Origin of the sequence: Gracilimonas sediminicola (assembly GCF_024320785.1) — a bacterium.
GTDB classification, from domain to species: domain Bacteria; phylum Bacteroidota; class Rhodothermia; order Balneolales; family Balneolaceae; genus Gracilimonas; species Gracilimonas sediminicola.
In genome coordinates, this window is the sequence record NZ_JANDBC010000001.1 from 1,005,136 (window position 1) to 1,017,257 (window position 12,122).

Here is a 12,122-nt window from a genome sequence, read left to right on the forward strand (position 1 = left end):
GGTGTCTTCTTAATTAGTCTTCCTGAATTCTCTTGAGGTCGATATCGGGTATCGCTTGTCCTTCAATCTTATTTTCCAGTTTTAAAGATACAATTTTTTTCACTGCTTTATATCGGTTCCGTGGCACAAATAGTTTTAGCTGTTTATACCCTTCAATCAGCGATTTGTCCATTTCTGAGTAGTTAAACAGGTATTCAACCCCGTTTTTTTCCGGCCTTTCCACATAATCCAGAATTTGAAACCATGGAATAGTTTGAGAGGGTTCATTTATGTTCTTCACAATACCGTAGTCGGTGATATAATACTTGGAAGCCAGGTAACTTGAAATGAACCACATCGTGCCGATCCAGGCGTAGGCAAAGAAAATCGGGAACCGGGCGATGTCGCCGGTAAATACCACAATGGCCGACAGACCCAGTACAATTCCCAGAAAAACTGTGGCAAATAGCGGATACCCCCGCAGCTTCCCGGCCCGCCAGCTCAGGCGTACTTTCCGTAACCGTAGTTTATTCTGAAAGGAATATCCTGCCAGTAAAGTGGATGCAATGGTAAACATCACAATCACACCGCGAAAAAAAAGTGAGAGTATCTCTTCCATTAACTTACGGTTTCAGCTTTATACCATATAGACACTAACGATTCCATTATTAAAAATAACAAGCCTGCCAACATAAACCAGCTCCATATTTCTTTACCGAATCCTGAGGCCATAATTTCATTCTGTAACTCTTCCTCATTGAGCTCGGCTGTTTGAACCCAGCTTATTTCTGCGTCTTCAATCAAATTCTCAAGCTGCTGCTCATTGGTTTCTGAAAAATCAGATTCATCGGCGCTGAGGTTTGCCGACAATACGTATTGTTTTTCACCATCGGTAACCGTAATCCAGCCGGGCGTCCATTCTTCGGCAGGGTACCGGAGCCGAATGCCCGATGAAACTACATCTACGGTCGGCTTAATTTCGTCTTCACCTACTTTAATAACGGCATTTTCTCCGTCAATGTTTCCTCTCCAGCTAAATGTATTCCCCAATTGATGATTAGCAAACCCACCCTGGTCGGATGAAGCCGAATACAGCAGTATGCGATAGTAAAAAGGGGCAAAAAGTGGCTTAACCGGAAAATTAGACCAGCCCGGATCGTTGCCTATGGTTGCAATAAGCAGACTTCCCTCGCCAAATCGTTTTTCATGAACCAAAACATCCCCGTTGTTCAAGCTCAATAAATCGAATCCGGTGCCCGAAGAGTTCGTCACTAACTTCAGGTAATAATAAATATCGGGATTGGTAAACCGCAGCTGTTCGTTCTGCTCCCGTTCAAACAGTCCGGTAAATGCGGGATGATCTTCCAGCAATTCATCTGCCGTTGCCACAGCGCTGAAGGAAGCATATTCTCCCTGAATACCCGCAAACCTTCCGGCATTGAACTGTGCAAATAAACTATTATAATTATTGATATTTCCGTTTTCAGAAGGGAAAAACATCACTCCCCCGCCATTTTGCACATACTCTTGCAGGGCTTGAAAGCTGTATTCGGGGATGGATTCTACTCCATCCAGCAGCACCGCATCAAATTCGCTGAGGTTTGCGGTTTCAAATATGTCCGGTGTTGCTTCCTGATAAGAGAGCTGTGCGTCATTTTCTCCTGCCACACGGAGCATGGCCCCGGTATAAGAAATAAACTGTGGATTTCGGCTCTCCTCACTTACCCACAACACATTTCGCGTTTCCGGAACCTGAACGGTAAAATAATACTCATTATCAGGTTGAAACTCATCTCCTTCAATAACCAACTTCCCTTTGGATGAACCTGTTTGTGATGGAGTGATTTCAAAAGTGTAGGTTTTTCGCTCGTTGGGAGCCAAAGCAATGGAGTACTGTCCGGCATTTTGCTCTTCAAATTCCAGCGACACAAATTGATTTACCGCTGCCACATCACTTTCATTTGCCAGCTCCACATTCAGGGTAAATGGGATATTGGTACCAATCATATTAGTGGAAGTAGAAATATCAGAAATCATCGTGTTTTGAACCTCTACTTCTCCCACATCAATAATGCTCACAGAAACATCTTCCATGTCCAGATCACGTAAGTCATCCAGCTGACTGAGTTGCCCATCCGTAATCACAAAAATATTCTTGTTCTGATAGGGGGCTTCTTTGACTGACTCAATCAATCCCGTCAGCCTGTTCAGCGTAAAATTGCCGGAGGATTTAATCTCAACTTCATCCACGGTTCTAAGCAGGTTGGCCCGGCTCAGAATATTGCTGTATTCTCCTTCTCCGTTTGTAAGCTGCAGCATAAACCGGTCCTCATCTTTGGCAGAACTTTCGATATCCCCTATAATTTCCCGGGCATATTCAAATAAGGGACCTTGCTTCCCGATTCTCGACATGCTTATACTATTGTCCAGCAAAATTGCGTTTAATGCCGGGGCTTGGGTAGTTCCTCCACCCGATAATCCGGGCGGTAAAAAAGGTCGTGCCAGCACCAGCGCCAGGCAGGCAATAGCCCATAATCGCAATATCAAAAGCAGGTAACGTTTGATACGGATTCGCCGGATGGTGGTGTTCTTCAGTTCCTGAAAAAATGCCAGTGTAGAAAAGGCTACTTTTTGCGGACGCTTGAGATTAAGCAGGTGAATAAGCAGGGGCAAACCCACCGCAATTAAGGCAAATAAAAAAATTGGATTTAGAAAACTCATTTAGCGCTCAAAAAATGTTACCTTTATTTCTTTGATACGGAACTTTTTATGGTTCCGGAAATTAGCCAATACAGAACCAAGACCTAAACAGCTTATTATTTCTTATTGATGCAACGCCTTTTTCAACTCTTAATTACTTTTTTTTCCATTAGCCTTATAGCTGCCTGCTCATCCGCACCGGATAACGAATGGTTTGCATTAATTCCTGAGGAAGCCACTTTTTTGGTAGTACCCGAGGATGGACTGAATGTACAAGAAATCATTACCAAAGAGTATGCCACTTACCTTGATGATTTAACGCCATCGGCCCTGCAGCAAGTGGCCGGCATCGATGCTGAAATGGATAACCCCTTAAGTATAAAAGCGGTGGCTCTGTATCCAGCTACCTCCCTTCACTCAAATTTTTTGTGGATTACGGGTTCGCCTTCATCAGATTTGAGCCAATGGGCATCCAGGTTTTATCAGCCGTTCACTCAGAATAATTACGAATTTAAAGGTTTCATCATTCATAAATTATTCTTCAATAAGACGGAAATTTATGCAGCTCAGGTAAACGACTACCTAATTTTGTCGGAATCGAGCCTGATTATAGAAAACTCATTGCGCGCTTTTCTTGATGAAAAACCTTCGATTCAACTTCAGCAAAACCCGCCGGCTTCCACGCTGGTGTTGAATACCCCGCAATTAGATCATTGGGTTGAACAGTTTGCAACGGTCATCAATCGCCCGGCCGTAATGTCTTCTTTCTCGGGCACTCAACCCACTGCCTTTACTTTCGATTCCTATTCAGACTCCACCAACAACATCCAGCTTTCCGGAAATATCGAACTAGCCGAAGACCGGCATTCCGTTTTAGTGGACGCATTCTCTTATGAGAACAAACCCATCACTCTCGACCGGCATATAGCCAGCAATGCCGCCGCTTTTGCCCTGTTTCGGCTGCCTCCCGTTTCGGTTCCTGTAGAGCCAACCAATACCATCACCACTAAACTTGATTCGGTATTGCTTCAGAATATCAGCATGTACCAAAACCTGGCGAATACCCTGGCATCAGAATTTGCTTTCGAGGCTTTCCCTGAATCCGGGCTACTATCTACCGGAGAGTTTTTATTTATGCGAAAGCTTAAAGACCGAAATTCTTTCCGGAGCCAACTGAATCGATTGGTACGCGATGGCCTGATTAATTTTCAGGATAACACGTATCAAATCAGCAGCAGCGTGATGGGTAAGCTGATCGGATCTGAAATGAGTACACTGCGGGATTTTTACCTTGCCTTTTCAAATGATGTAGTGGTGATCGCAAAGCGAAAAGGACTGGCTGAAAGCGTGAATGCAGATCGAATTCGTCGGCGGGTTATCTATTATGATGAAACCTATTCAAATGTCCGAGATAACCTTCCTGAGGAAGTGAGCGGATTTGTATGGTCGGCCTCTAACGACTTTCTGCAGTTCATCCGACCCTATGTGAAAACGGAGACTTCTATTGCCGGTTTACTCAGTCGCTTCGACATCACAACGATGACGATGACTACCCAAAACAGTGCAATAGACCTGACGCTGAACACCTACTCAAAAGAAGGGTCGAGCCTGCCATATGAAGAATTATGGGTGATGCCACTATCCAATTTTGAGCTAAGTGGCAAACCGGTATTAGGTGATTTGGTTGGAAGCAGCACGGATGAAATTATCTTTTCAACTCAGGACGGCCGGGTGATGGCTCTTGCTTTGGACGGCACCATTGCTATGCAAACATCAACCGATGGACTCGCTCCCATTGGAGGGCCTCAATTATACGATTGGTACGGAAACGGGCAACAAATCATTTTCCTGGCGGCCGGCTCTAAAATCTTTGCCTGGAACGAGAACGGAAACCTGCTTCCGCGTTTCCCGCTTGAAATGAACGAGCCGATTACAGCTCCTATTTTAGTTCAGGATGTTCTTAGAAATGGTGTCCCTGAAATTGTTGTAGCCACCGAAGACCGGAAAGTTCATGTTCTGGACGGGAGAGGTGAAAACGTACGCGGATGGCCTCAAAACACCAATGCAACTGTTCAGTCACAACCGGTATTTTCACTTCTGGATGATGTTTGGTCGGTTTGGGCTTTTTCTGAAAATGCCTTGCATAGCTGGTTGCGAAGCGGAAACACGCGCCCGGGATATCCACAATTTGTAAATGCTCGATTCACCCACTCCCCACTTGTTTTCGAAAACCAGGTAACCGCCAGTGCAGCTGATGGCTATCTTTATTCGTTAGGGATTAACCCGGTTTTCAGTGATTCTCTGGCAACTACTATTTCTGAAGACTCCGTTTCCATACGTTCACTTTACATAGCCAATAATGAGCTTTCATCGGTTGACTATCGGGAGAACATTTTGCTCAGAGACAGTACCGGGTTTTATCGGAATGACTTACTTATCACCCAAAGTTTGAATGGGTCATTATTTTTATACAACAAGGAAGGAGAGCTCCGGTTTACAAAAAGTTTGGGTCAGCCTGCTTCCACAACATTTGCTCCACAACTTATCGATATAAATTCGGATAACACTCTTGAGCTGGTTGCACTGGCTGAGTTCGGCCGGCTTTACGCCTGGGAAGTGCTGACCGGAGAACGTTTATTTGGAATACCCACATCCGGAATGAAGTATCCGATTATTACAGATTTAAACGGTGATGGACAAAAAGAACTGATTGCTCAAACAAGAGAAGGCCTTCGCTGCTGGACGATTAACAGGGAGAATTAGGTTATAGGTTTTAGGTGTTAGGGGCGAGGTGTTAGGTTTTAGTGGGAACTTGGATCGTAAGCAAAGAATCGTCGCGCATATCCTCCAGTACAAATCTCTTAATTCAAATCTACCCGTATGATGAAAGCTACCCCACTAAAACCTAACACCTAAAAACCTTGCCCCTAACACCTCCTACACAATGTCAGCGAGGGCTTCTTCCAAATATTCAAAATGAAACTCAAAATCCGCAACTTGCAGCTTCTTTGGTTGCATGCGGATGCTGTCGGTTACCGGCTTGGCGGCTTCACCCAATACAATATCCAGGGCAAACTTAGGTACCCGGAATATGGACGGACGATTCATCACATTACCCAGAGTCTCGGCAAACTCATTCATCGTAACCGGGTTAGGTGAACATAAATTATAAGCACCGGTGAACTCTTCATTCACTAATGGAAAAGTAAGTGCTTTGCATAGATCCGATCGGTGAATCCAACTCATATATTGCTTACCGCTGCCAATGGGCCCGCCTACCAAAAACTGAAAGGGCGGGATCATTTTTCCAAGAGCTCCTCCTCCTTTTTCCAGCACAATGCCAATACGCGGGTTAACCACACGAACACCAAACTCGGTTGCCTTTTGAGACTCCGCCTCCCACGCCTCACATACGTCAGCTAAAAAATCACTTCCATGCGCTTCTTCTTCATCCAGAATATCATCACCACGGTTTCCATAGATTCCTGAAGCCGAGGCGGATACAAATACATCCGGCTTTTGATCGGCTTCACGCATGGCATCCACCAACTGTTGTGTGGATTGAACCCGGCTATCCATAATTCTCGTCTTCACTTCATCGGTCCAGCGTTGACCGAATAGGTTTTCTCCCGCCAGGTTTATCACCCCATCTATTTCATTCATCTCGGTGGCAAGATCATCATCCCACCCAATAAACCGCTGGTTTTTGGCCGCTTCGTCTTCATATTTTTTGGGGCTGCGACTCACAATTACCAGGTTATGACCTTGTTTGAGAAGCATAGTTCTCAATTCTTCGCCAATAAAACCTGTTCCGCCCGTAATAAGAATATTCATAATCTTGGTTTCTTTGTTTTCATACCAAACCACATCCAGCTACAAAAACATTCACTTACTAACCCCGAAACCCGGTTTCTCCGATAATTCAATTTCTCCTGATTCCAGCACTGTTAAACCACTAAACGGATCATTCCCAATCAAAAGGTGGCCGTCCAGGTCGGCGTAGTCTGCTTCAAGGGCCAATAGTGTTCCTGCAGCGTTCGCCAAAGAGCTTTCGATCATGCACCCTATCATGACTTCCATGCCCAAAGAACGGGCTTCTTTCAGAACCTGTCTCGCTTTAACCAAGCTTCCTATTTTCATCAGTTTGATGTTAATCACATGGAAAGCTTCTTCTATTTCCCGGAGGTCTTCATTTCCCCGAAAGCTTTCATCAGCAGCCAGTGGCAATGGTGACCATTGCTTCAATTTTTTCATGAGCTCAAACTCATCAGCAGGCATGGGTTGTTCAATCAATTCTACATTTTGGGTGGCTAAAAACTCGATCTCTCTTTTGGCTTGATCAAGGGTAACCCAGCCTTCATTGGCATCCACCCGAAGGGGTTTGTCTGTGACTTCTCTGATAGCCTGAATAATCTCCCTGTCCCTGTCCGTTCCCAGCTTGATCTTGTAAACCGGATACTGACCGGCTTCCTGAATTTTCTTCTGCATTCTTTCAGGCGTATCCAAGCCGATGGTATAAGAGGTTACGGGACCTGTCGGAGAATCTATCCTCCACAACCTCCACAACGGTTGATCCTGAGATTTTGCCCACCAATCCAGCCATGCCATTTCGATTGCGCATTTTGCTGACTGAATGGAGGATAGATTCAGGCCTTCCAGCTTTTCAGTTATTTCTTCAGCATGTTCAATTTCATCAAAAAAGTCACCGGGTAGCGAATCAAAGTACTCTTCTACTTTTTCCGGAGTCTCATTGTATCGCGTATTTGGACCAGCCTCTCCATAACCGGTAAATCCATCTTTGGTTAAAGACAGAAATACATTGGGTACCTGAGATTTTGATCCTCTTGAGATGGTAAAAACTTCTTTTAGCTTGAGCGGGAATACTTCCCAATCGACCTTAAAATGAGACATATCCAAATTTCTGAATGAGCTGTAAATAAATATAAACGGCGGGTGCTACCAGTAGCAGTGCATCAAAACGATCGAAGAAACCTCCGTGCCCCGGAAGTAAATCAGAAGAATCTTTTACACCGGCTTTTCTTTTGATTTTGCTTTCAATTAAATCCCCGACGGGACCAAAGGTGCCCACCAACAAAATTAACGGAAGAGTCAGAGTCATCGTTACACTCGTTTCAAATGGGATGGCATATAAGGCAATGGCCAGCCCCACAAAGCACCCAAAATAACCTGATATAAAACCTTCCCAGGTTTTATTGGGACTGATGGAAGGAGCCAGTTTCCGTTTCCCGAATGAACGTCCACCGAAGTAGGCAAACACATCCCCGCCCCACACCATAAGTACGGCTGCCAGGGTTAGAAGAAATCCGGTTTCGTTAGTGCCAAGATCCCGAATCAGCATCAGGCAAAGCAGGCCAACGGGAGCATACAATCCCGCAAAAAAGGAAGTGCTCAATTTAGTGATACTCTCTTCGGAGACATCAAAAGTTTGAATGGCAATGAAGAGAAGTAGAATGCCCAGTCCAATTTCAAAAGCATAAGGAAGTACCGGGAACAGCATAATCCACAAACCTATGGTGTAGGGAAAGTATTGATCGGTGGGATTGCCCGCACTACTCATCAACCGCATCACTTCCTGCTGAATAAAAAATCCTATAAAAATGATGAAGCCTTTGAAGTACCAGCCTCCCATCCATGTTAAGGAAATGAATAAAATTGCTGCAGGTACCGCAAAAAGAATGCGTTTTACAAGTTCACTCAAGTCAGGCTCCGGTTATTCGGTGTCAGGATTGAAATCGGGATTTTCTTCTTCAAGATCTTCCAGTGCCTTACGGGCTTTTTTTTCAAACTCTTTGGGCACGTATAAATAGACCATCGCCATCTCACTTACATTCAGGCTGTAGGCTGAATCACGCTTGGATAAGATATTGGAAGGAATCTTCAGATTAGACAGGTAGTTCTTAGCCATTTCGATTTCGAGGTCTGTGCTGCCTTCAAGCACACATACCCAATTATCGATATCGTTTGGCTTGGGGGATTTGGAGAAAAAACTCATGCTTCCTGCTCTTTTGGTTTCAACGTGTACAGGTAATAAAGCAAACCTGTGGTTAAAACGACACTGCCAATTACCAAAAGAACAGGGATGTCCATTTCAGGGGTAATTTTCTCATCCAGCATTTCCGGGTAAAAGCTGCTGGCTACTACTTGTCCGCCGTTATTTACGAAGTGAGCAACCATAGCCGGAATCAGACTATCAGAGATGTAGGTAACATAGGCCAGGAAAACACCTAAAGTGGCCAGCGGTAAAAAGTTTGAAATTTGAAGGTGATAGGCTCCGAAGATAGCCCCTGATATTAAGATAGCAGCCGTTATGCCCCAGCTTTTTTCAAAAGCCCGCTGCACATATCCACGGTACATAATCTCTTCGCACACCGCCGGTACCAACCCAATATGAAATACTCCCAAAAGCAGGGCATTATCTGATTTCAGAAAGTTTGAAATCATTTCGGCCATGGTCTCCTGCATTTGAGCCATAGCTTCCGGAACCGGTAGAAAGGAATTCAGCCACCCTAAAAACAAAATAGTGGGCTGAGCAACAACAAAAAGAACGGCAGCCAAAGCGGTTACCTGCCACACATTCCCGGAAAGCTTCATTCTGAGAAATTCTTTCCGGTCTCCCTTTACTGCGTGAAGTTTGACAACCAGCAGTGTAGCAAGGGCCATGATGAGAATTTGACCCGAGGAGTTTGCCAGAAAAAGGATGTCAAAGTTGGTGGAAAGCTCGTCCAGCATGGTTTGCACATCCAGGCTTTCAGCGGTAGCTAAAATTCCTACGAACCCAACAATTCCTCCAACAATGTTAAACGCGATTAGTGCTACAAAAACCCAGGCAATAGCCATTCCCCAGTGGGCAAAACCGTTACGTTCTACCCACGGGGCCGGCTTATGGTTTTCATATACTTGCTGGTATTCACTGTGCGAAGATGCCGTCTCTTTTTCCTGATTCATTAACTTCTTTTACTCTTCTGATGCGAAAATTTTAGCGCCGATTAAGCCCGAGATTACGTTCAAAAGTCCAAGACCGATAAAAGTAAATAAAGCCTGAAGACCTATATTTTTAGCAGAATTAGGATTCTCCATCCCGGAAATAGCTTGCTCTTTTGCCTCTGCCGGCATTTGCATAGCTTCGATATTCTGAATGTTCCAGTCTACAAGAGCTTGCTGAAAACTTGGATCAATAATATTCCAGATTTGTCCTAAAATAACAGAAACAACGGTAGCACCCAGACCAACGAAAAGTCCAATTAATGCACCTTTGCCGATTTTATAGGTAACGTCATACTCTTTAGCGTAGTGCCAGTTTGCAAGCACTCCACCAATGGCACCGACCAAACATCCGATGGTTCCAAGAAGTTGAGCTGAACTAAAAAATGATCCTGATGGCTCAGAACCTAAAGTCATATACCCGCCGATAATTGCAAAGGCTGTAACGATAATCCCTACCACCAGTGAGGCTATTATTACTGAATTCCAATAACTTGGGTTTTCTTGTATCTGTTCGTTTTCCATATCCATTGTTACTCCGAATTATTAATTGTGAAAAATTCATGTACCAAGATAAATGCGAGCGGTAATCCAAATAAGGCACCCATAATAAATCTTGAGGTAAGGGTATTCGTCCAAAGGCCGAAATAGTTTCCCGAAACATCAACTAAATTTAACAGAATAGCAGCAATTAACCAGCCCTTTTCTATGTTTTGTCCCCGCTTTTTTAACAGGGCATACACAGGCAGTAAAATCCAGCCGGCAAACAATGCCCCATAGATACCAAAACATCTTGCACAAACAGCCATTTGAACACCGGAAAGAGTATATGAGCGGGCAGGATCCTGATGGCATAGCACATCAAATATGGCAAATTGCCAGCTGTTTATAGCTGTGGGTGAAGATGAAAACAGACCGGGGCCCAAGGCTGCAATAACCAGAAACACCAGTGCCGGCAACAAACTCCAGTACAATAGCTTGTTATGTGCCTGCAGGCTCCACACATTTTACCCGTTTAGCTGTCCTTGGATACCCTGTAGAAAAGATTCGGGTGCGCGCAATGGCTTTCGGGATTCACGATCCATAAAACAAAGGCTGACTTCACCAAACACATGCACCTTATCGGATGCTGAAGTTCTTACTTCATAAAAGGTTTGAAGCCGAACGGTAGGCATATCATATACCATCACTTTAATACGCATTTCCTCGTCATAGGTGATGGGCATTTTATATTCCAGCTCGGCATGAATCACCGGGAGCATCACACCGGAGTCTTCCATTTCCCGATAAGAAAGCCCGTAAGAGCGAATCATCTCTGTACGGGCTACCTCAAAATATTCCAGGTATCGGCCATAATACGCGTATCCCATCCTATCGGTCTCACCATACCGGCTTCGGAGTCGGTGCGTATATTCAATGATGGGCTGCTTGTCCGGGAATTCCACAATCGTTACTTAACTACCTTCCACTCACCCATGGCAGCGTACTTGTCGATGCGTTGTTCGATGAGTTTCTCAGGTTTAAGTTTTTTGAGACGCTTGAGGCTCTGCAGAATTTGTTTTTTGAGAGCGGCAGCGGCTTCATCATGATCACGGTGAGCTCCTCCCATAGGTTCGGGTATCACACCGTCAATCACATCAAGTTCTTCAAGGTCAACGGCTGTCAGTTTTAAAACTGCTGCAGCCTGCTCTTTGTAGTCCCAGGTTTTCCATAAAATGGAAGAACAGGATTCCGGAGAAATAACCGAATACCAGGTATTCTCCATCATATAAACTTCATTCCCCATGCCTATACCAATCGCTCCGCCACTTGCTCCTTCACCAATTACAATGGTCACGAAAGGCACTTTCAGCATCGCCATCATTTTCAGGTTTTTAGCGATGGCTTCAGCCTGACCGCGTTCTTCCGCTTCCAGGCCTGGGAAGGCTCCGGGTGTATCCAACAGCGTGATGATGGGAATATCAAACTTTTCGGCAAGCTTCATCAACCGGTGGGCTTTTCGATATCCCTCCGGATTGGCCATTCCAAAATTGCGGTATTTACGGCTGTTGGTATCCCGACCTTTTTGGTGGCCGATAATCATAACCGACTGCCCGTCAATAGTAGCAAGTCCGCCCACAATAGCTTTATCATCAGCGTGATAGCGGTCTCCGTGAAGCTCTACGAAATTCTCCGTGATTTTGTAGATGTAATCCAATGTGTAAGGCCGATCAGGGTGGCGGGCCAGCTGTACTCTTTGCCAGCGGGTGAGATTACTAAAGATAGATTCTCTGAGCTTATCAACCCTTTTTTTCAGGCTTTGAATCTCTTTATCCAATACGCCATCGCTTACATTTGAAAGTTCTTTGAGTTCTTCAATTTTACCTTCGAGTTCGGCAATGGGTTGTTCAAAATCTAAATACTGCATATCTGATTTTTAATTTTTTATCAGCAATAATATA

The 12,122-nt window shown here is 44.6% G+C and carries 12 protein-coding genes; 1 reads left to right on the top strand and 11 read right to left on the bottom strand.

All coding sequences use genetic code 11. The features are described from left to right. Positions 1–13: 13 nt before the first annotated feature. Both NM125_RS04525 and NM125_RS04530 read right to left on the bottom strand, forming a co-directional pair. Positions 14–598: a hypothetical protein gene (locus NM125_RS04525; protein WP_255133289.1), complete on the bottom strand. Its 585-nt coding sequence runs from the start codon at positions 596–598 to the stop codon at positions 14–16. Next, a complete protein-coding gene (locus NM125_RS04530; protein ID WP_255133291.1) occupies positions 598–2,700 on the bottom strand; it encodes a BatA domain-containing protein in 2,103 nt (700 codons plus the stop codon). Before NM125_RS04530 ends, NM125_RS04525 begins: the two co-directional genes overlap by 1 nt. A gap of 108 nt (positions 2,701–2,808) precedes the next feature. Here NM125_RS04530 and NM125_RS04535 point away from each other — a divergent pair, with 108 nt between their 5' ends. Then, positions 2,809–5,442: a hypothetical protein gene (locus NM125_RS04535; RefSeq protein WP_255134725.1), complete on the top strand. Its 2,634-nt coding sequence runs from the start codon at positions 2,809–2,811 to the stop codon at positions 5,440–5,442. A gap of 174 nt (positions 5,443–5,616) precedes the next feature. On the opposite strand, the gene NM125_RS04540 is transcribed toward NM125_RS04535, so the two are convergent. Genes NM125_RS04540 through NM125_RS04580 form a run of 9 tightly spaced genes read right to left on the bottom strand, consistent with a single transcriptional unit; the run spans position 5,617 to position 12,088 of the window. Next, positions 5,617–6,513, bottom strand: coding sequence for a TIGR01777 family oxidoreductase (locus NM125_RS04540; protein WP_255133293.1), 897 nt, complete (start codon positions 6,511–6,513; stop codon positions 5,617–5,619). Between the two features lie 51 nt (positions 6,514–6,564). After that, entirely contained in the window at positions 6,565–7,590 is a 1,026-nt protein-coding gene (locus tag NM125_RS04545) for a dipeptide epimerase (protein ID WP_255133295.1), read from the bottom strand. Next, entirely contained in the window at positions 7,577–8,398 is an 822-nt protein-coding gene (locus NM125_RS04550; protein ID WP_255133297.1) for a phosphatidate cytidylyltransferase, read from the bottom strand. The genes NM125_RS04545 and NM125_RS04550 overlap by 14 nt, the downstream gene beginning before the upstream one ends. A 12-nt stretch (positions 8,399–8,410) precedes the next feature. Continuing rightward, on the bottom strand, positions 8,411–8,692 hold the full coding sequence (locus NM125_RS04555; RefSeq protein ID WP_255133299.1) for a DUF2007 domain-containing protein: 282 nt from the start codon (positions 8,690–8,692) through the stop codon (positions 8,411–8,413). Further along, positions 8,689–9,645, bottom strand: a complete 957-nt coding sequence (locus tag NM125_RS04560) for a CPBP family intramembrane glutamic endopeptidase (RefSeq protein ID WP_255133300.1) — start codon at positions 9,643–9,645, stop codon at positions 8,689–8,691. The genes NM125_RS04555 and NM125_RS04560 overlap by 4 nt, the downstream gene beginning before the upstream one ends. Positions 9,646–9,654: 9 nt before the next feature. Continuing rightward, positions 9,655–10,206 carry a DUF4199 family protein gene (locus NM125_RS04565; protein ID WP_255133303.1) on the bottom strand — a complete coding sequence of 184 codons (552 nt, stop codon included), beginning with the start codon at positions 10,204–10,206 and terminating at the stop codon, positions 9,655–9,657. A gap of 8 nt (positions 10,207–10,214) precedes the next feature. After that, entirely contained in the window at positions 10,215–10,685 is a 471-nt protein-coding gene (locus NM125_RS04570) for a DUF2085 domain-containing protein (protein WP_255133305.1), read from the bottom strand. A 3-nt stretch (positions 10,686–10,688) separates the two neighbouring features. Further along, complete coding sequence (locus NM125_RS04575; RefSeq protein ID WP_255133307.1) at positions 10,689–11,126, bottom strand: acyl-CoA thioesterase; 438 nt, start codon at positions 11,124–11,126, stop codon at positions 10,689–10,691. A 5-nt stretch (positions 11,127–11,131) separates the two neighbouring features. Next, positions 11,132–12,088, bottom strand: coding sequence for an acetyl-CoA carboxylase carboxyltransferase subunit alpha (locus NM125_RS04580; RefSeq protein ID WP_255133309.1), 957 nt, complete (start codon positions 12,086–12,088; stop codon positions 11,132–11,134). Positions 12,089–12,122 lie beyond the last annotated feature (34 nt).

Bases quoted from the DNA above. Each gene is read 5' to 3' on its own strand.
- NM125_RS04525 (WP_255133289.1), bottom strand. From the start codon at position 598: ATGGAAGAGATACTCTCACTTTTTTTTCGCGGTGTGATTGTGATGTTT.
- NM125_RS04530 (WP_255133291.1), bottom strand. From the start codon at position 2,700: ATGAGTTTTCTAAATCCAATTTTTTTATTTGCCTTAATTGCGGTGGGT.
- NM125_RS04535 (WP_255134725.1), top strand. From the start codon at position 2,809: ATGCAACGCCTTTTTCAACTCTTAATTACTTTTTTTTCCATTAGCCTT.
- NM125_RS04540 (WP_255133293.1), bottom strand. From the start codon at position 6,513: ATGAATATTCTTATTACGGGCGGAACAGGTTTTATTGGCGAAGAATTG.
- NM125_RS04545 (WP_255133295.1), bottom strand. From the start codon at position 7,590: ATGTCTCATTTTAAGGTCGATTGGGAAGTATTCCCGCTCAAGCTAAAA.
- NM125_RS04555 (WP_255133299.1), bottom strand. From the start codon at position 8,692: ATGAGTTTTTTCTCCAAATCCCCCAAGCCAAACGATATCGATAATTGG.
- NM125_RS04560 (WP_255133300.1), bottom strand. From the start codon at position 9,645: ATGAATCAGGAAAAAGAGACGGCATCTTCGCACAGTGAATACCAGCAA.
- NM125_RS04565 (WP_255133303.1), bottom strand. From the start codon at position 10,206: ATGGAAAACGAACAGATACAAGAAAACCCAAGTTATTGGAATTCAGTA.
- NM125_RS04580 (WP_255133309.1), bottom strand. From the start codon at position 12,088: ATGCAGTATTTAGATTTTGAACAACCCATTGCCGAACTCGAAGGTAAA.